We start from the raw sequence: 23,682 nt of genomic DNA, 5'->3' as shown, positions 1-23,682 counted from the left end.
GCAGGTGCTTTATGTCGAGCAAGAAAAAGTCCCTGGAGATTGAAACCCTGCGTGGCCTGGCGTGCCTGTTGCTGGTGCTCTATCACGTCATCGGCCCGCTGGGCGGCGGGTTGAAGATCGATGTCGGCTCGCCGTTCCGGGTGCTCGCCGATTCGATGGTGTACGTGCGCATGCCGTTGTTCACCTTCATCTCCGGGTACATCTATTCGATTTACAAAATCCGCGGCAATGACTTTTCCGCGTTTTTCAGCGGCAAGGTGCGCCGCTTGATCGTGCCGCTGTTTTGCGTCGGTGTGCCGTTCTCGGTGTTGCAGGCAGTGGGGCCGGGGGTGAACAAGGATGTCGGGGTGATCGACGCGCTGTTGTCGTTCTGGGTGCCGATCAACCACTTTTGGTTCCTGCAGGCGGTGTTCATCATTTTCATGTTCGTCGGGCTGCTGGAGTGGCGCGGGATGTTGCGGTCGGCGACGCGCTTGTATGGGCTGTTTGCGTTTGCGGCAGTGTTGTTTCTGCTGCCGCCGTTCAAGTTCGACGCGTTCGGGATCAACGGGGCGATTTATCTGTTGCCGTTTTTTGTCGCGGGGATGATTGGCCAGGAGAACGTCGATGCGCTGAAGCAACGCTTCAAGGTGATCGGGCCGTTGGTGTTTGTGTTGATCTCGCTGACGTTGTTGTATGTGGCAGCGATTGATCGTGAGTTGATTGTTGATCGCCGTAGCCTGATCGGTCTGACCGTGGGTTGCGTATCGTGCATCGCCTTGCTTTCGAGTGATATGCGCTCGAAAGCGCTGACCTGGCTGGGTGGCTATTCCTATGCGATCTTTCTGTTCCATGTGCTGTTCGCGGCGACGTCGCGGTTGGTGCTGGGGCGGTTGGGGGTGAAGGATGAAAGTTTGCTGGTGCTCGGTGGTTTGACCTTTGGTTTGCTCGGGCCGGTGCTGTTGTCGATGATTTTCAGCCGGTTCAATTTCACCTCGGTGTTGTTCCTTGGGGAGCGGGCGGTGAAGAAGAAAGCGGCGGCGCCTGTCACCCCAGTGGTGCAACCACAAAACAGCTAAGAGCTTCGCGAGCAAGTCGAATCGTCGCACCGTCGCTCCCACAGGTTTTTTTGGTGTACACAGATTTAGCGGATGACCGCGACAAATGTAGGAGTGAGCCTGCTCGCGATAGCGGTCCGTCAGTCAGCATTTCAATACCTGACCCACCGCAATCGCGAGCAAGCTCACTCCTACAGTTGATCTCTGTACATCCCGGCATTCAGTGGGCCATTTCAGACTGAAGGAAATTTTGCATGTTGGCAGTAGATGACGCGCAACCCGTCGCAGCGTCGGTGGTTCAGGTGGGCGATGCGCGCGAGCGTTTCGCGCAGTGGCGTGAAGGCAAGGCCGGTAAGGTGCTGTCGGTCTCGGTGATCGGCGACAGCTACAGCGCCGGGCAGGATTTCTACCTGAACAAACTGGTGCAGCGCGTGGCCGGGGAGGTGGGGTTTGCCGGGCCGGGTTACGTCGGTTTCAATCACGGTGCCGCGCTGGGCGGCACGCACTTCAAATACACCCGCAGCAGTGACAAGTACTTCGGCGGCGACTGGAAGGTTTCAGAGTTGGGGCAAGCAAGCCCGGACAGCCGCACAGTGACGGGCCGGTCCGGTGCGTGGTTGCAGGTGGATGCCAATCCTTCGCCGCGCATCGATACGGCGGTCACTCAGGCGAAACTGCTTTACCTCGGCACTGGCGAATCCTCTGAGATCCGTTACCGCTGGTCACCTTCAGAAGATTGGCAGCCGATGACGCTGACAGGCGCCGGGGTTCAGGAAGTGCCATTGGCAGGCCTGTCTGCAGCGAAAGACTGGTCCTTCAAACTGGAAGTGGTGAAAGGCGCCCCGACGTTGTTCGGCCTGTGGATGAGCAACGATCAGAATGGCGTGCGGGTTTCGAAACTGGCGGCCTCCGGTGCGGCGTCTGCGGATTTCTATCACCAGGATCCGCAATGGCAGGTGCAGTGGAAAGCTGCCGTGTCGAAGATCCCCGCTGATGTTTACCTGATCATGCTCGGTGGCAACGATCAGGGCTTCGGCGTGAAGCCCGCGCAGTATCTGCAGAACGTTCAGGGATTGGTCGGCATGCTGCGTGAGATTCAGCCGCAGGCGAGCATCAACCTGATCATGCGTCAGGACACCACGCGTTCCAGCGCTTATCCGATGTCGGCGTACGCGCAGGTGCTGGAACCTTGGGCGCGTGAGCAGCATTTGGGGTATGCCAATCTGCAATGTGCGTTCGGGCCGGACGTCAAACGCTACGCGGCGGCGATGATCGGCCCGGACAAGATTCATCCAGTGCCGGCCACGGGCGGGAAGGTGATTGCCGATTACTTTTATGGCTGGATTACCGGCGCCAAGGATCGGTGCGACGCCTCCCCTAAATAACACGCAAACCCCAGAGCGGTGATCGTTCCCACGCTCTGCGTGGGAATGCCGCCCGGGACGCTCCGCGTCCCTTCGCTGGGTGACGCAGAGCGTCACTGGATGCATTCCCACGCAGAGCGTGGGAACGATCAGGTGAGGGGAGTTATTCGAAGGCGTCGACCTGCTCGAGCAACTCCGCAATCTTCTGCGGCATCAACCGCGTATCGCACCGTGTCTCAACGTTGATGATGATCGCCGGGTCGTTGCAGCAAATCCGCACGCGAAAGCGCCAGTCGCTGAAGATCACTTTCAGGCCATCCTGGTCATCCATCTCCAATGCCTGCTCGCCATACAGTTTTTTCAAATGCGCGAGCAGCGGATACGGATCACGCAGCGGCCGGCGGATATCACCGGACGCCGGAAATACGCCAATCCGCTCCACCAGCAGAATCGTGCCCAGCCAGGACTCGTTGGCGCTGGGCAACGGTTGATGGCGCGACAGCCAGCTCATCACCCCGAGGTTACCCACCTCGCGTTCAATCTCTACGGAATGTTGTGCAATGTTCATGGTGGCCTCGTTGGGTGAAGGGAGCCGTCTCAGCGGCCCTTGAGATAGACGTTTTCGTAGCAGAAATTGGTCGCCTGCAAGTAACCCTCGGCGTCACCGCAGTCAAAGCGCAGGCCTTTGAATTGGTAGGCCAGCACGCAACCGTTCTGCGCCTGTTTCATCAGTGCGTCGGTGATCTGGATTTCACCGCCCTTGCCCGGTTGGGTGTCGGCGATCAGGTCGAAAATGTCCGGGGTGAGGATGTAGCGGCCGATGATTGCCAGGTTCGACGGCGCGTCTTGCGGGGCCGGTTTTTCCACCATGTTGTTGACGCGGTAGATGCCGTCGGACATCAGCTCGCCGGCGATCACCCCGTACTTGTGGGTCTGGTCGGCCGGGACTTCCTGGATGGCGACGATCGAGCAGCGGAATTTCTTGTACAGCTCAATCATCTGCGTAAGCACGCCGTCACCTTCCAGGTTCAGGCACAGGTCATCGGCCAGCACCACGGCAAACGGCTCATCGCCGATCAGCGGACGACCGCTGAGAATCGCGTGGCCCAGACCTTTCATTTCCACCTGCCGGGTGTAGGAGAAGGTGCAGGTGTCGATCAGCTCGCGGGTGCCTGCGAGGAATTTCTCTTTCTCGGTGCCGCGAATCTGGTGTTCAAGTTCGTAGCTGATGTCGAAATGGTCTTCCAGCGCACGCTTGCCGCGACCGGTGACGATGGCCATGTGTTGCAGGCCGGCGTCCCGCGCTTCTTCAACGGCGTACTCGATCAACGGCTTGTTGACGATCGGCAGCATCTCTTTCGGCATGGCTTTGGTGGCCGGCAAGAAACGCGTGCCATAGCCGGCAGCGGGGAACAAACATTTACGAATCATAAAAGTATCCTGGACAGTCATGGAACACAGGCGACGGATGCGGGCCATAAACAATGGCTGCAAGTTTCAATGTTGATTGAAGGCCTACTTTAATACCTGAGTCAGGTTGTTAATGGCAATTAGTTGGGCTGGTAAAACATGACAATGTTATGAGATGTCGGCGAATGCTTTATTAGTTATTTTTAGTCGGTATCGGTTGATAGTGATGAGCGCACAGGGAGTGCTAATAAGTAGCGGGCAATACAGTGTGACCTGCAAAAATATTTATTGCCAGTCATTGAACTAGTTTTGTTTTCGGTTGTTGTCGCCTGTTTGTGTGAGTTGTGACACATCTTCAATAAAACAGGCTTGACACGCTACTTGTCACTCATCCAAAGACGGATAGCACTATGAAGATTCTGGTAACGGGTGGCGCCGGCTATATCGGCTCGCACACCACACTTGCTCTACTTGAAGCAGGTTATGAAGTTGTCGTACTGGATAACCTTTGTAACAGCAGCGAAGCCGCGTTGCACGCCGTTGAGGGCATTTGCGGCAAGAGTGCCTGGATGATCCGCGGCGATGTCTGTGACCGGGCATTGCTTGACCGGATTTTCCGCGAGCACAACATCGAAGCGGTGCTGCATTTTGCCGGCCTGAAAGCGGTCGGCGAGAGCGTGCGCAAACCGCTCGAGTACTACGAGACCAACGTCAGCGGCAGTATCAATCTGTGTCAGGCGATGGCGGCGGCGGGGGTGTTCCGGCTGGTGTTCAGCTCGTCGGCCACGGTGTATGGCGAGCCCGAGCAGATGCCGATTCGCGAGGATTTTCCCACCGGCAATCCGACCAATCCCTACGGCCAGTCCAAGCTGATCGTCGAAAACGTCCTGCGTGACTTGAGCCTGGCCGAGCCACGCTGGAGCATCGCCTTGCTGCGCTACTTCAACCCGATCGGCGCCCACGCCAGCGGGCACATGGGCGAAGACCCCAACGGCATCCCGAATAATCTGGTGCCGTACATCAGTCAGGTGGCGGTCGGCAGCCTGCAAGAGCTGTCGATCTTCGGCAACGATTACCCGACAATCGATGGCACTGGCGTGCGCGATTACATCCACGTCGTCGATCTGGCCGACGGGCATTTGAAGGCGTTGCAGTCGATCTCCGGGCGCAGCGGCATTCATACCTGGAACCTCGGCACCGGCGATGGCTACAGCGTGCTGCAGGTGCTCCACGCTTTCGAGCAGGCCTGCGGGCAACCGGTGCCGTACCGAATGATGCCGCGCCGCTCCGGGGATATCGCCGAGAGTTGGGCCGACGCCTCCAAGGCGGCAAAAGAGCTGGGCTGGAAAGCTACGCGCAACTTGCAGGACATGGTCACTGATACTTGGCGCTGGCAATCGAACCATCCCCAAGGCTACTCGCGATGATGGCCATTTAGTTCAATGTTATTTTCAGTCAGGTTGTTAGATAACGTCGGGAAATTACACTGGCAATGCCTTTTGCAAATCCGTAGATATAAACCTGCCGTTCGACTTTTATCAGTTGGGTAAGACTGTGAAAGAACGACGGATCATGTTCGCGCTTTTTGCGGACTTGAACTCACCACCGCTAACTCAGGCCGGTTTTTTAACAGGTCGAATGTTAGAAAGGAGTTGATATGAAAAAAGTGATGGCAGTTGCCCTGTTGACGATGTTGAGCAACTGGGCTGCCGCCGCTGAAGCACCGTTGACAGCGGTAACCAATGTAGGTGGCAACGTGGCGGCTTCTCAAGCGCCCGCAGCCAGTACTGCAATGGTTGCCAGTGCTGTAGCGGCGTCTAACAGCGGTGGCAGTGCCAACGGCGGTACCACCGGTACGACGGGTACCACCGGTACAACCGGCACGCATAACTAACAGGAAGTTCTGTTAGTGCAGTACAGGGTCGCCCGACGCAAGTCGGGTGACTTTGTTTTTGGATTCGCCCTTGAATAGCGTAGTGCCATTATGACTCGTAGTGTTTATCTTTTAATGTTGGCAAGTCTCGCTTTGCAAGGTTGCATGTTTTCCCCCGGTCAATACCTCAGCACCAGTGACATCACCCGCCAGGGTGCCAGCGAAAGCAGCCGGGTCGAGCTAATTCCGATCACGCCGAAGCTGATTGCCATGAACCGCGCCACGCAAAAGCGTGAGTCGCTGCCGCCGGAGCTGCTGGCGACGCCGGCCGAATACCGCATCGGCAACAACGATGTTCTATACATCACCGTGTGGGATCACCCCGAACTGACGGCCCCGTCCGGCGCGCAACAACAGATCGATGCCAACGGCCGTCTGGTGCGCTCCGATGGCACGCTCTATTACCCGTTCATCAAGGAAGTCCAGGCCACTGGCCGGACCATCCAGCAACTGCGCTCGGACATTGAACAACGGCTGTCGGCATTCATCGCCGAGCCGCAGGTAGATGTCGCGGTGTTGCGTTTCGCCAGCCAGAAGGTCGTGGTCACCGGCGCGGTGGCCAAGGCGGGCCCGCAAGCGATTTCCACCAATCCGCTGAGCGTGGTCGAAGCCCTCGGCTCGGCCGGCATCGACACCAACAACGCTGATCTGTCCGGGTTGTTGCTGACGCGCAAGGGGCGTACTTATCCGCTCAATCTGGACTCGCTCAATCAGGCGAATTCCGAGTTGCAGAACGTTTACCTCAAGGGCGGCGATCAGCTGTATCTGCCGTACAACGACAACAAGCGCATCTACGTGATGGGCGAGGTCAACCAGCCGCGTGCGCTGAGTTTCAAGACCGCGACGATGAACCTCACCGACGTGCTCGGTTCGGTCGGCGGCCTGGCCCAGACCACCTCCAATGGCAACGCGGTCTATGTCATTCGTGGCGTGGAAAACCTTGATGTCGAACCGGCCAAGATCTACCAGCTGGAAGCCGAATCGCCGACCGCCATGGCGCTCGCTTCGCACTTCGAAGTTCGCCCGCAGGACGTGGTGTATGTCGGGCCTGCCAACGTGACTCGCTGGAACCGTCTGATCAGCCAGTTGGTGCCGTCGGCATCGATTGTCGGCACCGGCGCTTCCGCTGCGAAGAACTGGAGCGAATACAGCAACAACAACGCCAAATAAGGTCCGACTTTGAACATTTTGAAAGTTGGCCTGTGCCTGATGGCGGCCTCGTTGCTGTGCGGCTGTAACCCGCTGATGAGCGCTTCGTTAAATAACCTCAAGGCCGCAGTCGTCGGCCCGGATGAGGTCGATGTGTCGGCGGCCGAAGTGGCGGGGGTCAACTATCCGCAAATGAAACTGACCACGCCTTCCGGCTCCGGGGTGCTGGCGCTGGTGCGCGAGCGTGAAGACCTGCAGTTCTGGGTCGCCTCGGGCAAACAGGTTCTGCTGCTGCGCAATGGCCTTGCCGTGCGCTCCATTGGCCTGGGTCTGGAAGGCGATCTCGATGGCACGCGGCTGGCCGACGACTCGCCCTTCAAACAGGGCCTGCATCACGTTGCCGACGGGTTCACCACGCGGCGCTGGATCGACCTCTACAAAGGTCAGGAAGTCGGGGTGATCGTCAACAGCCGCTTCTCCCGCCGCTCGGAACAGACCCTGAAGATTCTCGACAAGGAATACACCGTGCTGCGTGTCGATGAACACATTGACGCCCCGGCCATTGGCCTGAGCGCGACCAATCGTTACTGGGTCGACCCGCGCGACGGGTTCATTTTGCAGAGCGAGCAGCAACTGACGTCGCAGTTGCGCGTCAAGGTTGTGCAACTGACCCCTGATCGCAGGCACCTGCCGTGATGCGCCTGAAAATGTTGTCGGCGAGCTTGTTGCTAGTCGCGAGCGTGAGTCAGGCGGCTGTCACGGTGTCGGGCGATGTCGCCAATCCCGGGCCGGTCGCGTTGCCACCGGGTGGGCGCTTGCTCGATGTGATCAGCGAAGCCGTGCCGAATGCCGAAGGCTATTGGCTGGCGGGCGGGTTGCTGCGGCAGTCGCTGATTGAGGCGCAGACACGGCTCAAGGTCGGTGTGTTGTTTGATCTGGATGTGCTGCAACGCATGTCGATGCTGTTCGACCGGCCGAGTCGGGCGGCACTGGCGCAGCGCATTGCCGAAGAAGTGCGGCAGATGCCGGTAACGGGGCGGCAGATCGCCGATCTTGATCCGGTTGCATTGGAAGTCGGCTTCGCGCGCAACATTCGCCTCGATGACGGTGATCGTCTGATCTACCCGAAACGCGTCGACGAAGTGCAAGTGCTCGGTGCCGTCGCCGAGCCGTGCCACTTGCCGTATCAGCCGTTGCAGGAGGCCCGTGAATACCTGCAAGGCTGTTCGATCCTGAGCGATGCCGAAGCCGATTACCTGTGGCTGATCCAGCCCAACGGCGTCTCGCGGCGTGTCGGCATCGCCCACTGGAATCGTGAGTCCGGGCAGTTTCCGGTGGCCGGCAGCAAGATTCTGGTGCCGGTGAAAAATGACGATCTTGATCCGCCTCTTCCTGAACTGAATCAGCAGTTGGCCGAATTCATTGCCACGCAGCTGGCCGAGGTGGTTCGTTGAAGTTACGTTTTGCAGCTGTGTTGTTATTGCCCTGCGGTCTGGCTCATGCCGAACCGCGCATTACCCAGAATGATTTCGGTGGCACCGGGCTGTTGCAGACGCCGACGGCGCGCATGGCCCCGGCCGGCGAGTTGAGCGTCAACGCCAACCGCACCGAACCGTACAGCCGCTATAGCGTTTCGCTGCAGCCGCTGGACTGGCTCGAAGGCTCGTTTCGCTACACCGCGATCACCAACCGGCCATACGGCTCGGAGGCCCTCAGCGGTAGTCAAAGCTATAAGGACAAGGCGGTCGACGTCAAAGTCCGGCTGTGGCAGGAGAGTCACTGGCTACCCGATGTGGCGCTGGGCTTCCGAGATATCGGTGGTACCGGTTTGTTCTCCAGCGAATTTTTCGTCGCCAACAAACGCTACGACAACTTCGATTTCAGTGCCGGGATTGCCTGGGGTTACCTCGGTAATCGCGGCGACATGGACAACCCGTTGGGCTACGTCAGCGATCGCTTCGATACCCGTCCGGCCCTGGAAGGCACCGGTGACGTCAACTCCGGCTCGTACTTTCGTGGCCGGCCGTCGTTCTTCGGTGGCGTGAGCTATCAGACGCCTTGGGATCGTCTCAGCCTGAAACTCGAATACGAAGGCAACGATTACAAAAACGAACCGAAGGACAACGAGATCAAACAGGACTCGCCGATTAACCTTGGCGCGGTATTCAAGGTGACCGATTCGGTCGATGTCAGCGCGGCGTGGGAGCGCGGTAATACGGCGATGTTCGGCGTGACCTTTCACACCAATTTCGTCAGCCGCAAGGCTCCGGCGAAGACTTACGATCCGACCCCGGAACCGCTGCCGGCGAAGGCACCGAACACGGCGATGGATCAGGTCAACTGGGCCAACGTTTCGCAACGCTTGCAGCAAAATGCCGGCTACAAGGTCGAGCGCATCACGCAGCGTGATTCCGAGCTGATCGTCTATGGCGAGCAGCAGCGTTACTTCCATTCGTCCAAGGCTGTCGGGCGGGCGAGCCGGATTCTCGACAACAGCGTCAACGACGACATCGACTGGTTCACCGTGGTCAACAAGCGCTACGACTTGCCGCTGGAAGAAACCAGCGTGCCGCGCCAGACCTTCCGCGAAGTGATCAACAACGAAGAGCCACTAGAGTCGCTGCACCGCACCACCGAGATCAACCCGGCGATGCCACACAACGAGAAGACCCTCTACACCGAAGCGCCGCAGCATTTCAGCTATGGCGTGGGGTTGGGCTTCAAACAGAACGTTGGTGGTCCGGACGGATTGCTCTATCAATTGAGCGCCGATGCCGACGCTGAATACCGCTTCAACCGCAACACCTGGTGGAGCGGGTTGCTCAGTGCCAACCTGGCCAACAACTTCGACAAGTTCACCTACGACGCGCCGAGCGGTTTGCCGCGTGTGCGCACGGATTTGCGTCAGTACCTGACCACGTCCAACACGACCATGCCGTTGTTTCAGGTGAGTCATGCCGAGCAGTTGGATAAAGACTGGTACGGCATGGTCTATGGCGGTTATCTGGAGTCGATGTTTGCCGGTGTCGGCGGTGAGGTGTTGTTCCGCCCGACCGGTGAGCGCTGGTCGGTGGGCGCGGATCTGAACTGGGTGCGGCAGCGCGATTTCGATCAGGGTTTTGCCCTGCGTGATTACTCGGTGGTGACCGGGCATGTCACGGCGTATACCGATTTACCGTTCGATACGCTGGCGGCGGTGAGCGTCGGGCGTTATCTGGCCGGAGACTGGGGCGGTACGCTGGACATCTCGCGCGAGTTTTTCAATGGCGTGCGCTTTGGTGCGTGGGCGACGATCACCACGGCGGGCAGTGCCGAGTATGGCGAAGGTAGTTTCGACAAAGGCATCTACCTGTCGATCCCGTTCGACGAAATGATGAGCATGTCGACCATGCGCCGCGCCAACCTGGTCTGGGCGCCGCTGACCCGTGACGGTGGTGCGCGACTCAGCCGCAGTTATCAACTGCACTCGATGACCGATAGCCGCGAAGGGGACATGTTTTATCGGAATTTCGAGAAGATCACAGAGTAAGCGCAGATTTCCGAAGCGCCTCTGAAACCTGTGGGAGCGAGCTTGCTCGCGAAGGCGTCAGCACATCCAACATCAATGTTGCCTGACCCACCGCTTTCGCGAGCAGGCTCGCTCCCACATTGGCTATTTGTCACGCCACAAATCCCAAGCCAACCACAAGCCCCCTGTGGGAGCGAGCTTGCTCGCGAAGACGTCAGCACATCCAGCATCAATGTTGCCTGACCCGCCGCTTTCGCGAGCAAGCTCGCTCCCACATTGGATTTTCATCACGCCACAAATCCCAAGCCAACCACAAATGCCCTGTAGGAGTGAGCCTGCTCGCGATAGCGTTCGTTCAGTCGACATCCCCGTTGCCTGACCCACCGCCATCGCGAGCAAGCTCACTCCCACATTGGTTATTTGTCACGCCACAAATCCCAAGCCAACCACAAATCCCCTGTGGGAGCGAGCTTGCTCGCGAAGGCGTCAGCACAGTCAGCATCCCCGTTACCTGACCCACCGCCATCGCGAGCAGGCTCACTCCTACATTGGTTATCTGTCACGCCCAAAATTCCGATGCCATCCCAAATCCCTGTGGGAGCGAGCTTGCTCGCGAAGGCGTCAGCACAGTCAGCATCCCCGTTACCTGACCCACCGCCATCGCGAGCAGGCTCACTCCTACATTGGTTATCTGTCACGCCCAAAATTCCGATGCCATCCCAAATCCCTGTGGGAGCGAGCTTGCTCGCGAAGACGTCAGCACATCCAACATCAATGTTGCCTGACCCACCGCTTTCGCGAGCAGGCTCGCTCCCACAGGTTTTTGCATCCCTCCACAATGCACTCTCGTTCCCAAATCCCACGCACAAAAAAGGGGACTTTCGTCCCCTTGCGGTAATTAGCTTCGAACCTCAGTAAATATCCTTCGACAGCAACGTAAACGGTGTTTTCACCAGGATCTTCAGATCCAGCCACAACGACCAGCTGTTGATGTACTGCAGATCAATCTCGACACGCCTCTGCATTTTGTCGATGGTGTCCGTCTCACCCCGGCAGCCGCTGATCTGGGCCAGCCCGGTGATCCCCGGTTTAATCCGGTGGCGCGCCATGTACGCGAGGATTTTCCCCGAGTAGTAGTTGTTGTGCGCGACGGCGTGAGGGCGTGGGCCGACCAGGGCCATGTGCCCCTGCAACACGTTGAACAGTTGCGGCAGTTCGTCCAGCGAAGTGCGGCGAATAAAGCGGCCGACTGCGGTAATGCGCGAGTCATTACGGCTGGCCTGCTTCACGTCACGGTCATCGTGAACACGCATCGAGCGGAACTTCCAGACTTTGATCACCTTGCCGTTCCAGCCATGGCGATCCTGTTTGAAAAACACCGGGCCTGGCGAGTTGATCTTCACCGCCAGCGCAATGATCAGCAGGATCGGGCTCAGCGCGATGATCGCCAGAAACGCCACGGTTTTTTCTACCAGACTCTTGCTCAAGGCAGCGGTAGGGCGACTGGTCAGCGGGCTTTCGTTCAAGTAGATCGCCGGCAGGCCATCCACAACCTTCACCGAGTGATTGAGCAGCGTCAGACTGTTCAAGTCCGGCACCCACACCACGTCGACGTTGGCGCCGAGCAAATCGCCATAAATCGCTTCGATTTTCGCGGCTTCGCACAGCGGCAGGGTGATGTACAAGCGGCGGATATCATGGGTTTCGATCAGCTCCAGCAACTGTTCCTGATCGCCGACCACACGCGGTGCATCCGAACCCAGTGCAGACACATCGCCATTGCTGACCAAACCTACCAGCGGCAGGTTTTCCAGTTGGCTGAGCTTCTTCGCCAGACCCAACGCCAGTTCGCCGGTGCCGACGATCAGCGTTTTGTGTTCGCTTTTACGCGAACGCTGGTAGTACTTGGAAAACGCATGCAGCGGCGCGTAGAGAAACGCCTGGCCGAGGAAGCCATACACCGCCCAGCTCAGAATCACCTGCCGCGAAAACAGCTCATCGGCCTGGCAGACAAAAGCGATGCACGCCAGCGCCGCCATGGTCATCGACCAACCCATGAACAGCCGACCGAGCCCGGTCAGGTAGTTGTCACGCTTGCGATAAACACCGCTAAACGTATACGCCGGCACCGACGCCAGTACCGCCAGGGTTGCACACATCCGGTAGTAGAACGCGACCGTCCCGGTGTGCTGCTCGGCGAGTATGAACAGCAGCGTCACCACAAAGCCTTGTGCCAGCGCCCATTGGCCCCAAAAGGTCAGTCCCTTGAGGCCTGTGCTTCGATTGATACTTAAAGAAAGATCCATACGGTATCCCCAAAAGACGTCCATTCAGGTTTCAACAGTTGAAAACCGAGTTGTTATGCAGACTTATTGTTTTTGTTTTAACGAGTGTCCTGAGGTAACAACATCGATATGCCGAACTGTCGTCAGTCAATAGACTAAGTTATTGGCTGGAATGGTGTCTGACGAGTTCTAACAAGATGGCACAGTGCCAACTTTTTAATAATTAAATAGAAGGGTGTTAGAAAAGGTCGTGGAGCGAGGGGTGAATAAAGTGTGTTGTATTTGTTACTGTTGGAGGGTGGAGGCAGGGAATATTTACTTCAGGGAGGAAGACCAAGCCAAACAGAGTGCTCTTGTTGTTTTTGTAATCGCACTTTTTCTGTTTGTTCTGTTCGTGGAGGTCTTGCGGGTTACGCGACGACTTCCTGAATCAGGCAATAGCCGCGGTTTCTGACAGCACGAAACAGTCGCTCACCATTACTGGCGCTTTTGAATTTGTCTTGCAGGCGACTCAAGCACATTTCCAGGCCGCGATATTGTTCCGGTTCTCGACCGATGCTGAGAATCAGCTCGTCACGACTGACAACACGCTCTTCATGGCTGAGCATTTTTCTGACCAGTGCTGTTTCCAGGCCAGTCAGGCTGATTTCGACATCTTCTTTGACCAGTGCACCCTGAGCCGGGTCGAGATGCCAGGTTTCATTGCCGGGCATATCACCTTCAACGGCAGGTGGCATGTTGCGGGATTCCCCGGTAATGACCGGGACATTCTGGAAAGGATTAGCCGATTGCGCGGCGCGCCATTCGGACTCGAGCGTGGCCACTATTCGCTGAGTATCGTGTTCGATACTGCGCGGGATATTTTTTCGACTGATGCCTGGATATGTGAACTCCATCACCATTGGAGCGGAAGAGGGCGAATCAACCCCTTCAAACGAATTGAAACGTTCACTGGACAGCATGCTCTCCAGTTCGCGTTGCGACGTTGTACTGTGAGTCACGACAACAAAATATTTCCTTGGGAGGGTTGTACTAGTTTCCATGTCTCTCTCCTGAATACATACCAAAATTGGCTAAAAGATAAATCGGCAGGCGAGCAATGACTTCCTCGGAAGTAATCGATAGGCAGGGTCTGGGCCCAAGATTGGCCCTCGATAAATTCCACTCGATCTGCTGCTATGTTATGGAGTTTTATTGTTATGGGGCGTGTTGTCGCGCTCATTCAATTGCTTGATTTCAAACAGGCGTGAAGCAGAACGGAAGCTATATGGTTGCATTAGACGATCCTTCGTACGTATGCAAATGGGATGGCTGCCCGAGAGTCAGGCAGTCGATATCAGACCCCGCAGCAGGCGATAGCCATAGCCGCGAATGCTCTGAATCGCGTTTGTACCATACATGTCCTTGATTTTTCCACGCAAGCGACTGATTGACTTCTCCAGCGCTCGAGGGTCGTAGAAATTGGTGTTGAGGCCCATGATGCTGGCGATTTCATCATGGCTCAGAATGTGATTACTGGTTTGCGCGAAGGCTTCGAGGATCTTCATTTCGGCAAACGAGATATCGAGTTTCTTGCTGGTGCCCATCAGGCAGATACGCGTCGGATCAAGCGTCAGATCGATATCGCGTTGCCATTCTTCGCTGTTGAAGAACTCGCCCAGCAACTCGGCGCCATCGTCGGAAAGGGTATTGAGCTTGATACAAACATCCGCGCCAGCCAGATAATATTTGATCTTGTTGAAGGCGCCGCGACCGGTGATGACCGCGCAAATGATCGGTTTCAAGTTGTCGCTGCGCAGGTTCTCGACCAGGGCAAGATTGTCTTCGAGCGCCTGAGGGCTGTCGATAATCAGGAAGATCGCTCGATACGAACCAGACTGTTCATTCAACTGATATGAACTAGTGTACGCGCTGGCTTCGAGCGCCATATCGGTACGTATATGCTGGGCGACTAGCGCTTTGAAATGTTCAGCCACGCCACGGGTACGACCCAGAGTAAGAACACCAGGTTCGTCGTTTGTCGGGCGCGGGCTTCTAGTCGCTAAGTTCGCTGAGAGCATCATGCATTGACTCGAATTAAGTGCTGACATCGGGATGTTAAAGCACCGGTTCTCATCTGTGACTGACAATTGGTAACATTCACGCGATTTTTAGACGTGGCTCGCGAGTTTTCTAACAATAATTAAGCTTTTCAAGCTTTTAGTTGATTTTCTCGGAGGGGTGAACTACTGCTTAGATGGTGGCGATATGCAATGGTGCCACTATTTTGAGCTTATTGCGATAGCCTTATCCGTGTCCAATTGCCACTGTCTGGCCATCCTAGAATAATGTGATATTGATCACACTTTTTTGTCAGAGCAACTTTTTTCTGCAAAAAGGCCTAAATATTTTCTGCGTAGTTCGTCGGCCGACGATTACTAACATGGCTTGAGTGTGTCTTTTAATAAGACGTAATCTTTGTGGCTGATGAACTTTTGCGTTTATGTATGTCAATGGTCTCACTGCAGATACTCAACCCCTGAGTGTTATTACCCGGTCGCTCGCCATGAGCGCTCTGACGGAGGATTAATGGATTTCTGGACCCTTTTCCAGGTGTTGATATTAGGTGCGGTAGAAGGCCTGACCGAGTTCCTGCCGATCTCGAGTACCGGCCACCAGATCATCGTCGCCGACTTGCTGGAATTCGGCGGCGAACGCGCCATGGCCTTCAACATCATTATTCAACTGGGTGCCATTCTTGCCGTCGTCTGGGAGTTTCGACCGAAGATCTTCGACATCATCAAAGGCCTGCCCACCGAACGTAATGCACAACGCTTCACCCTCAACTTGCTAATCGCCTTTCTGCCCGCCGTGGTCTTGGGCGTGTTGTTCGCCGACGCGATCCACGAATACCTGTTTAACCCGATCACCGTCGCCGTGGCACTGGTCGTCGGCGGCATCATCATGTTGTGGGCCGAACAGCGCAGCCATGTGATCAGTGTCGAACACGTCGACGACATGCGCTGGTCCCACGCACTGAAAGTCGGTTTCGTACAATGCCTGGCGATGATTCCAGGCACCTCGCGCTCCGGCTCGACCATCATCGGCGGTCTGCTCTTCGGCCTGTCACGCAAAGCCGCCACCGAGTTCTCGTTCTTCCTCGCTATGCCCACCATGGTCGGCGCCGCCGTGTACTCCGGCTACAAATACCGCGACCTGTTCCAGCCCAACGACCTGCCAGTCTTCGCCCTCGGCTTCGTCACCGCGTTTATCTTCGCCATGATCGCCGTGCGCGGCTTGCTCAAGTTTATCGCCAACCACAGCTACGCCGCGTTCGCCTGGTACCGGATCGCGTTTGGTTTGTTGATTCTGGCAACGTGGCTGTTTGGTTGGGTGAACTGGACAGCAGCGGCGGCCGCCTGATCACTGAGCGCTGATCAACGCCGCAACGGCGAGATCGTTTAACGCCGAATCCGCCGACTCCTGGCGAAAGCGCTGCAAGGCCGAGGTGAAATACGCGGCCTGCAGCATGCCGTCGCTGGCCAGATAGAGTCGCGCGTCTTCCTGCTCCTCGGCGGAGTAAACACGCTTGTGACTGTCGGTCGTTTCCTGGCTAGCCGAAAAAGGTGCGAGAAATAAAGACACCAAGGTGAGCCCGGAAATCTGCGTCACCTCCCACGGCGTATCGGTACGGCCCATGCAAAAGCCATCGCAGTGCGCATAAACGTCGGAAGTGAAGCTGAACAAGGCGAGGAGGGTGAAGCGCTTGAAAGCAGAAAAAGTAAACGCGGGCATAAACAAAAGACATCCTGTCAGTACAACAAAACACCGGGCAACGCTCATGCGTCACCCGCACACTCAAAACTTCAATCAACGACCTTCAAGCAACTCAGCCGCCTGATCCAGCAACGCTAGCGGATCCTTGGCCTTGTGAATATCCACCGACAACAACTGACGGAATTTCCGTGCCCCCGGGAACCCTGTGCCCAACCCCAGCACATGCCGGGTGATGTGATGCATCGCACCACCGGCGAGCAAATGCTCGGCTATATAAGGACGCAACTGCGCCAACGCCTCAGCCCGACTGATCACCGGCGCCGAACTGCCAAACAACTGCTGATCCACCTCTGCCAGCAAATACGGATTGTGATAAGCCTCACGCCCCAACATCACACCGTCGAACGTCTGCAAATGCTCATGGCAAGCCTCCATCGTCTTGATCCCGCCATTCAGCACAATCTCCAACGCCGGAAAATCCGCCTTCAACTGCGCCGCCACGTCATAGCGCAACGGCGGAATGTCACGATTCTCCTTCGGCGACAACCCCTCCAGAATCGCAATCCGCGCATGCACGGTAAAACTGGTGCACCCGGCATCGCGCACGGTGCCGACGAAATCACACAGCTCCGCGTAACTGTCCCGACCGTTGATGCCGATGCGGTGCTTCACCGTCACTGGAATCGACACCGCGTCTTGCATTGCCTTCACACAATCCGCCACCAGTTGCGGATGACCCATCAGGCACGCGCCGATCATGTTGTTCTGCACGCGATCGCTGGGGCAGCCGACGTTCAGGTTCACTTCGTCGTAGCCATGATCCTGGGCCATGCGCGCGCAGGCTGCCAGATCCAACGGGACGCTACCGCCTAACTGCAACGCGAGAGGGTGCTCGGCTTCGTTGTGACGGAGGAAACGCTCGTGATCGCCGTTGAGCAGCGCGCCTGTGGTGACCATTTCGGTGTAGAGAAGGGCGTTCTTCGACAGGAGGCGTAGGAAGAAACGGCAATGGCGGTCAGTCCAATCCATCATGGGGGCGACGGAGAAGCGGCGGGAGAGTGGAGCGGGTGTGGCGGTGATAGGGGACATTGGCGGTTCTGGATTGGGGTGGGGCTGGGAGGTGGGTGAGTTTAACAGGATTGGGGTGGGGCGGGGATTCGGGAGGTCAATTGGGGGAGGAGTTCATTAACACTGTAAGGAAAAGAATAAGATGTAAATAAAGGCATCCCCTTCCTCAGCTCACTCCTTGTTTTTTCTTATCCCCTTATCTATAAAAATGATTTTTTTGAAGAGTAGATTGCATGTGGATTATGGGTTAGCTAAGCTCTTAGATATCCAAGTTTGATATTCTGTTATGGTGAAGATTCTGGGGTTAAGTGCATGCTGATTTAGGTGAGATTGATTCAAGTTTGTCGTAAATTATTTCTCTAGAATACTTGTCATATCTAGCTTGGTAGAAACTAAATTCCTCTCTTTTGAGATCTCCGCAAATCTCGCTAACCTTTTTTATGATTTTTATTTTATCTTTAGTTGAGGTGTTGATCCCAAAGATTATACCCTCGAGAGAACTAAAGTCATATTTAAGTTTTCTCATGCTTACGTCCTCCAGATTGTTGATTGGTGATGTGAGAATCAGCCTTGATTCTTTCTCCCTGTCCCATGCTTGTAGTTTTACAGTTACCGAATGATAGAAGTTTTTCCAATAATTATCTCTCCATAAGTTTTCATCTCTAAACATGTCTTCAGCACATATGCTCCTAACCTGATCTTCTCCGATAAACCATGTGCGAGATAAATTGGGAACAGACAAGTGGCCCATGGATCTAAAGAAATCAATGTCCACAAACGAATTTTCGTAGGAGACCTCATGGAAAGTAAAATCGATTGTTCCCCATGTAACTCCGCTAGAGTTTTGTCCGTTGGGAGCTTTAAGCTTTAAGGTGCTTTGGCCTTCGTTTTTATTGACTTTGTATTTTAAACACACGTCTTTGTGGTGTCCCCCATAGCTTCCCCATATGGCTGAATCCGCGCAGCTAGACATGAAGCAAGCTATATACCATTCTGGATACACCAATCGTTCGATGTCCTTGCAAAAAACTTCTGGATAATCAAACAACAAAAAAAACCAAAAATCTTTTCCTTTGCCTTCCGTCCGCAGTTGGGTTAATAGTTTTTTTTCATTAGTTTTCTGAAAGCTTTTCTGGAAACTAGCCTCTTGATCGGCCGTCAACTCGTCAGAATCTATAAGTGCGTCGGCGGCACGGTTAATCATTTCGAGTCTTTCCGACTCGCCGAACATAAAGTATGAAAACTTTACAGGGGTTATCTTGACATCATAAAAGGTGTTGAATATTACACCGAGCAGATGTGTGTGAATTGTTTGTAAATAGGCACACAACTCCCAACGTCGAACTTTTCTTTTTACTGCCATGTTTGAGATGAATTTTCCTAGCGCCGGCTCAGTGATTAAATGGTTGTATATGGTAATGTTGATTGAATTGAGCTTGTCGTTTGAATGTAATGCAGAGGCGAATACACCAATTTTGGCGCTTGGAATTTCATCAGGTGAAATAAGGTATATCATGCAACTATCAATTAAGCACCGTATGTAATGCTTAATTAAATTTATCCATATTACCGAGTCGCCTTGAAAATAAACATCCTTGTATCCTTCCATCGGATCATTGAGTTGTTCTGGCGATGCAAAAAAAATGTATTGGCCTTCTAACTCACCCTCTTCTCCGTTTTTTCCCATTAGTCTATCAACTGATCTAAATCGATACATGTATTCCATTGATTAAGTTCTCCTGAAGATTTCCACAGAGGTAAAAAGGGCCGGCAAAAAAGTGATAGATTTATTTTTAACAAAAAAAGTTAGTGGATTTATTTGGAAAGATGGAAGCTTGGTATTAAATAAATCTATCCCGTTCATCGGTCTCTTTATCGTCATTTCAAGTGTCGTTTTTTTTGACAACTCTTCTGGTCACTTTTTGTGCAACACAAAGGACAAAATCAGGTGATCCAGCCCTCATATTGTCAAACATTAGAATTCAATCTGATCTGCGCGTTCCTCTATCCGTTCGTCTGGGGCCGAGGGCACGGGCATCTTTTGATTTACCACAGAATTGATATCAGTTTTTTCATACGATAAAACGAACTTCAATCCCAATACGTCAGCTTTTTTCGACGCGTCACCAATCTTAAGGCTCCATCTGCGTTCAAGAAAGTCTAAGAGATAGATTCCGCGCCTCAGGATCTCGACACCTGTCCACTCTTTGCATGCAGAAACTTGTATTTCAGAGAGGCATCCGTAACGATATCCAACTTGATTGCTCTCAGAACCTTTTTTTTCTTCAAATGATTTATTGCTCAGGGATGCATTCTTTGCATGAGATACAGGCAGTAAATTTCCTATCGAATTTTTGAGCATATTCCTTTCTTTAATCGAATAGCCACGTCCAGTTATTGCCTGGGTCCAGTAACCAGAGTTTGCCTTCTGAGGGTAGATGTGCTCTATGGTTTTGTGATCTTTGCTATAGTGTTCTCGGCTCACATCATCAGACCACTTTAAGAGCTGTCTTGTTGTTTTTGATGCTTGTCGCAAGTGTTGTTCGTATTCGAACATGAAGTAACGAAGTTGTTTCCAGCTGTAGTATCCGCTATTCAGGTTTTTTCCAAGGGTTCTTATTGAATCATGAAAGTCCTTGGATTTTGAGAACTTATCTGACGGCTCTGTAAGTATCTTTGTGAGTTCTTCTATATCTAATTTTCCAGCGAAAACTTTGCCTGTTAACTCCGTTATGCTGATGTCGAAATAATATGAACGTAACTTAGTTAGAAAGCCGAACCTCTCAATGGCGCTCAGTGCACCTTCACGCGCAGTACCATGATCGAACATATGCAGGACGGCAACGCAGAGCTTGAAAATATCTCCATTACCCTGTCTGTTAATTTGGCTAAGTTTTTCTTTCTCAGTATCAGCCCAGTCTCCTTCTGCTGGATGAGCCGTATGATAGTAAGTTTTTACCAAGCATTTAATGCTCTGCGAATAGTCGAAAACTGTTTCTATATCTAATGGCCTCAGTTCTATGGCAGGTAAATCAACTGCTTCGGTTTCTTCCTTTGTTTCAATTTTTAGCCTTTTTGGAGTGAAGAAATCATCTAATAGGTAATCCTTGTAATCATCGCCATAGCTGAAATATCGGCGAGTCTGAAAAGGGTTTTTAAATTTATCTTCAAGTAGTTCACTGAAATAGCAAATAAAATGCGTTCTTAAAAAATCATCATCAAGTTCGCTTTTGTTCATCTTTCCAAGGTAGTGATAGATTGATTTCCAGCTTTCGTTTACAGCTTTTCGTAATTGGACGCTTTCTGATGTCTCGACGTCGAACTTGGTAGATAAGTAAATAAGTCGGTTTTTTAGCAGTTCGAGATGAGATAAGGGTTTGCCCCTGTTGTTCATGGTTTCAAAAGTTACAAAAACGTCCAGGTCTTTTTCAATGTAAAATATATTAAATTGTAGGTGCTGTGTAAGAGTTGTGAAAATGTACTCTAGATCATCCTTGGAAAGATCTTTTACCTTTTCTGAAAAAAAATCTTTAGCGGACTTTAGGTTTTTTGTATATATAGTTTCTTCCGCTGTTGAGTGATTGATGGAAGAATCTCCGAATATCACTTGCTTGAGGAATTCGTGACTTGGGTTGTCCTTTTCATAACCAAAGATATAAGATCTTGAGATTCCTTTGCCTTTGATTTCGCAGATATATTTTTTCCTTATATCTGATTTTTCTGTGTAGTTTAAAAGTTCTGCTTCATCGATTGATTCTAGAATGCATTGAAGCAGTATGATGGCAGTCGTTAACCGTTGTTGTCCATCAACTACATACATTGGACTGTAGTGCTTAGACTCAATAATCCAAGTGTCATCCTCCCAAGTTCTATAGTTCTCGGGATTCACCGGTTCTAACGTCAATACGCCCGTGTAATGACTCTTGTCATCCGGGAGTTGTTCAATATCGTTCCAAAAGTCTTTAAGGTGTTTTGTTTCCCAAGAATAGCCCCGCTGATAGTCAGGGATTCGAAAGATGACCTCTGAAAAAATCTTTGATAGGGACTTTAACTCTGACTGCATTTTTCTTCCTTGGATCTATAAGGTGAACCCTAAGAGCAATTTCTTTACGAAGCTTTTTACAGAAATATCAGGTACAGGACTCTGATTGCAAATCATCGTAGCTGGGCTGCTATCGTCGAGTCGATACCAGTACAAAATTTAGTGCTTCAGAACGGAAAGGCGAAACCTATGCAGGAGTTTCTTCTAACGAAAAAATCTTCGCGTGTGTAAAAAAACATGCTTTTGCAGTCCTTAGCCTACGCCTCCTTGCGCCTCCCCCTACACCTAAGACAGAATCCGCCGGCTTGTGCGTCTAGCTAGCGGGTTCTATCGTTCCTGGGTCACTGAAATCCAGTGATCGGGTTTGGTAGACCCGCAGCACTGATGCATCGCGTCACCCCATGCAGTCGCATTCTTGCGTCTGGATTATGGTGGCCATGCTCAGGGCTTCTTCGGAAGCGCCGGTTCCAGTGCTCCGGTCTACCAACCTGTGTATGGTCACCACCCTTCGTTTGGTAGCGAGAGTGGATGGCTCCCATTTTTTAGTGCTGGAGTTCCATCTATGTTCAAAGTAACGCCCAACCCACCAGAAACCGATCCCGCATCCCCCTACGAATCCCTCAACTCCAAAAAACTCCACGAAGCCGCTGAGCGCGCGCTCGATCACTACCTCCTTCCCGCCGGGCACATCATGGCCAGCGTCAACGAGCCCGAGCGCATGTACCTCGCCAACCCCAAATACGACTCGGAATCCCTACTGGCCAATGCCAGCGAAACTCTCAGTTCCGCCTCGGAAATGCTCAACAACTTCGCCGCAGCACTAGACCCCTCACACCGCAAAACCGCGCTCGGCATTGCGCAGGTGGTGATGTTGGGGGAGTTGGCGGTGAATCAGGCGTTGGATAACGTTGAGGTGAAAGTGTAAATCTGCAGTGGTCAACTAATTCCGGACACCTCGATAGGTGGTTTTGACGCCATCGCCCGCTCGTAAGCGGTCGGTGGCAGATATCCCAGTTTCGAGTGCAACCGTTCGTTGTTGTAAAACCCAACGATGTACTCGGTGATGTCGCGGATTGCTTCAGCGTGGTTCGCGTAGTCACGGCGCCATACCCGCTCCATTTTCAAACTCAAAAAGAAGCGCTCCATCACTGCGTTGTCCCAGCAATTACCTTTACGGCTCATGCTCTGCTGCATGCCGTTTCTTGCCAGTAATTCTCTGTAAGTTGCACTCGCATATTGGCTACCCCGATCTGAGTGGGCAATCAAGCCTGGCGGCGGTTGACGCTGCGCGATAGCCAGTTGCATCGCGGTGCACACCAGCTCTGCCGGCATATTCGGAGCCATCGACCAGCCCACTATCTTGCGTGAAAACAAGTCCAATACCACGGCCAGATACAGCCAGCCACTGCGGGTGCGGATATAGGTGATGTCAGCCACCCAAGCCTTGTTTGGCGCCACTTGATCAAATTTTCTGCCCAGTACATTCTCTGCAATCGGCAGGTCATGATTGCTATCGGTCGTGTGTACAAACTTGCGCTTCCAAGCCGAGCGCAGCCCATTAGCTCGCATCAAACGACGGATTTTATACAGCCCGACAAGCATGCCCTTGGCACGCAAAGCGTCGCGCAAAGGGCGGCTGCCGTAGCAGCCTCCACTCTCGGTAAAAGACGCCTTGAGTTGCACAACAACAGGACAACTCTGCCGAACAGGTGCATCAGCACGCTTCTGAGACTCATAGAAGCCCGAACGACTGATGCTCAGCAACCGACAGACATGTGCCACTGAGTAAGCCTTCTGTTGCAGCTGCCGAACCAGTCGATACGTTACTTCAGCTCGCGGGCAAAGAAGGCGGTAGCCTTTTTTAAGATGTCGTTGTCCATCTTGAGCTGCCGATTTTCCTGCTCCAACTGCCGGATGCGCTGCTGTTCCGCCGTCAATGGCTTGCCGATTCCGGCCTGTCCCAGTTGCTCTGCCTCGTATTGCTGAACCCAGCGTCGAACGGCTGTCTCACCAATGTTCAGATCCTGGCAAACCTGCGTAACGGTCAGTCCCTGATCCTTGATCATCTTCACGACTTGCAGCTTGAAGCTGTCGTCGAATGCCCTGCGTTTTTTAGTCATGAATAACTCC

20 protein-coding genes are annotated in these 23,682 nt (G+C 53.6%); 10 read left to right on the top strand and 10 right to left on the bottom strand.

What is annotated here, in order from left to right:
* Positions 1-11 precede the first annotated feature (11 nt).
* Both AB4N74_RS14295 and AB4N74_RS14290 read left to right on the top strand, forming a co-directional pair.
* Entirely contained in the window at positions 12-1,058 is a 1,047-nt protein-coding gene (locus tag AB4N74_RS14295; protein WP_460100925.1) for an acyltransferase family protein, read from the top strand.
* A gap of 233 nt (positions 1,059-1,291) precedes the next feature.
* Positions 1,292-2,422 carry an SGNH/GDSL hydrolase family protein gene (locus AB4N74_RS14290; protein ID WP_460100922.1) on the top strand — a complete coding sequence of 377 codons (1,131 nt, stop codon included), beginning with the start codon at positions 1,292-1,294 and terminating at the stop codon, positions 2,420-2,422.
* Positions 2,423-2,564: 142 nt separating this feature from the next.
* On the opposite strand, the gene AB4N74_RS14285 is transcribed toward AB4N74_RS14290, so the two are convergent.
* Positions 2,565-2,969, bottom strand: a complete 405-nt coding sequence (locus AB4N74_RS14285) for a phosphohexomutase domain-containing protein (RefSeq protein WP_093433750.1) — start codon at positions 2,967-2,969, stop codon at positions 2,565-2,567.
* Between the two features lie 29 nt (positions 2,970-2,998).
* Entirely contained in the window at positions 2,999-3,832 is an 834-nt protein-coding gene (gene galU, locus AB4N74_RS14280; RefSeq protein WP_093433753.1) for a UTP--glucose-1-phosphate uridylyltransferase GalU, read from the bottom strand.
* A gap of 389 nt (positions 3,833-4,221) precedes the next feature.
* Between galU and galE the strand changes: the two genes are divergently transcribed.
* The 6 genes from galE (at position 4,222) to AB4N74_RS14250 (ending at position 10,422) form a co-directional block, all read left to right on the top strand.
* Entirely contained in the window at positions 4,222-5,238 is a 1,017-nt protein-coding gene (galE, locus tag AB4N74_RS14275; RefSeq protein ID WP_460100918.1) for a UDP-glucose 4-epimerase GalE, read from the top strand.
* 230 nt (positions 5,239-5,468) lie between these two features.
* Positions 5,469-5,705 carry a hypothetical protein gene (locus AB4N74_RS14270; RefSeq protein WP_007910552.1) on the top strand — a complete coding sequence of 79 codons (237 nt, stop codon included), beginning with the start codon at positions 5,469-5,471 and terminating at the stop codon, positions 5,703-5,705.
* A gap of 90 nt (positions 5,706-5,795) precedes the next feature.
* Positions 5,796-6,914: a polysaccharide biosynthesis/export family protein gene (locus AB4N74_RS14265; RefSeq protein ID WP_460100914.1), complete on the top strand. Its 1,119-nt coding sequence runs from the start codon at positions 5,796-5,798 to the stop codon at positions 6,912-6,914.
* A 9-nt stretch (positions 6,915-6,923) separates the two neighbouring features.
* Positions 6,924-7,589 (top strand): YjbF family lipoprotein, encoded by a 666-nt coding sequence (locus tag AB4N74_RS14260; RefSeq protein WP_034156404.1) that lies wholly within the window; start codon positions 6,924-6,926, stop codon positions 7,587-7,589.
* Entirely contained in the window at positions 7,589-8,347 is a 759-nt protein-coding gene (locus tag AB4N74_RS14255) for a capsule biosynthesis GfcC family protein (RefSeq protein WP_460101144.1), read from the top strand. The genes AB4N74_RS14260 and AB4N74_RS14255 overlap by 1 nt, the downstream gene beginning before the upstream one ends.
* Positions 8,344-10,422: a YjbH domain-containing protein gene (locus AB4N74_RS14250; protein WP_116256603.1), complete on the top strand. Its 2,079-nt coding sequence runs from the start codon at positions 8,344-8,346 to the stop codon at positions 10,420-10,422. The genes AB4N74_RS14255 and AB4N74_RS14250 overlap by 4 nt, the downstream gene beginning before the upstream one ends.
* An 890-nt stretch (positions 10,423-11,312) precedes the next feature.
* On the opposite strand, the gene AB4N74_RS14245 is transcribed toward AB4N74_RS14250, so the two are convergent.
* From AB4N74_RS14245 to AB4N74_RS14235, 3 genes are all read right to left on the bottom strand, one after another.
* Positions 11,313-12,707: an undecaprenyl-phosphate glucose phosphotransferase gene (locus AB4N74_RS14245; protein ID WP_186624445.1), complete on the bottom strand. Its 1,395-nt coding sequence runs from the start codon at positions 12,705-12,707 to the stop codon at positions 11,313-11,315.
* A gap of 389 nt (positions 12,708-13,096) precedes the next feature.
* On the bottom strand, positions 13,097-13,729 hold the full coding sequence (locus AB4N74_RS14240; protein ID WP_093433774.1) for a winged helix-turn-helix domain-containing protein: 633 nt from the start codon (positions 13,727-13,729) through the stop codon (positions 13,097-13,099).
* 279 nt (positions 13,730-14,008) lie between these two features.
* On the bottom strand, positions 14,009-14,749 hold the full coding sequence (locus AB4N74_RS14235; protein WP_186624444.1) for a winged helix-turn-helix domain-containing protein: 741 nt from the start codon (positions 14,747-14,749) through the stop codon (positions 14,009-14,011).
* Positions 14,750-15,254: 505 nt separating this feature from the next.
* On the opposite strand from AB4N74_RS14235, the gene AB4N74_RS14230 reads away from it, so the two are divergent.
* A complete protein-coding gene (locus tag AB4N74_RS14230; RefSeq protein ID WP_099756770.1) occupies positions 15,255-16,088 on the top strand; it encodes an undecaprenyl-diphosphate phosphatase in 834 nt (277 codons plus the stop codon).
* Here AB4N74_RS14230 and AB4N74_RS14225 read toward each other — a convergent pair whose 3' ends face one another.
* The 4 genes from AB4N74_RS14225 to AB4N74_RS14210 all read right to left on the bottom strand — a co-directional run bounded on the left by AB4N74_RS14225 (position 16,089) and on the right by AB4N74_RS14210 (position 21,573).
* The gene (locus AB4N74_RS14225; RefSeq protein WP_460100908.1) at positions 16,089-16,508 is read right to left on the bottom strand and encodes a DUF2388 domain-containing protein; all 420 of its coding nucleotides are present in this window, start codon (positions 16,506-16,508) and stop codon (positions 16,089-16,091) included.
* 27 nt (positions 16,509-16,535) lie between these two features.
* On the bottom strand, positions 16,536-17,531 hold the full coding sequence (dusA, locus tag AB4N74_RS14220) for a tRNA dihydrouridine(20/20a) synthase DusA (protein WP_460100906.1): 996 nt from the start codon (positions 17,529-17,531) through the stop codon (positions 16,536-16,538).
* 283 nt (positions 17,532-17,814) lie between these two features.
* Entirely contained in the window at positions 17,815-19,236 is a 1,422-nt protein-coding gene (locus tag AB4N74_RS14215; RefSeq protein ID WP_460100904.1) for a hypothetical protein, read from the bottom strand.
* 249 nt (positions 19,237-19,485) lie between these two features.
* Entirely contained in the window at positions 19,486-21,573 is a 2,088-nt protein-coding gene (locus AB4N74_RS14210; RefSeq protein ID WP_460100901.1) for a DUF262 domain-containing protein, read from the bottom strand.
* A gap of 541 nt (positions 21,574-22,114) precedes the next feature.
* Between AB4N74_RS14210 and AB4N74_RS14205 the strand changes: the two genes are divergently transcribed.
* Positions 22,115-22,477, top strand: coding sequence for a DUF6124 family protein (locus AB4N74_RS14205; protein ID WP_460100898.1), 363 nt, complete (start codon positions 22,115-22,117; stop codon positions 22,475-22,477).
* A gap of 11 nt (positions 22,478-22,488) precedes the next feature.
* Here the strand turns inward: AB4N74_RS14205 and AB4N74_RS14200 are convergent.
* A protein-coding gene (locus AB4N74_RS14200) for an IS3 family transposase (protein ID WP_286079780.1) occupies positions 22,489-23,672 on the bottom strand; the annotation gives its coding sequence in 2 pieces (ribosomal slippage) (positions 22,489-23,408 and positions 23,408-23,672; 1,185 coding nt in all).
* Positions 23,673-23,682: the final 10 nt, after the last annotated feature.

The sequence above is a fragment of the Pseudomonas sp. H3_C08 genome (genome assembly GCF_054669455.1).
Note: the sequence above shows the minus strand (reverse complement) of the source record. Positions and strands in the feature narration are given on the sequence as shown.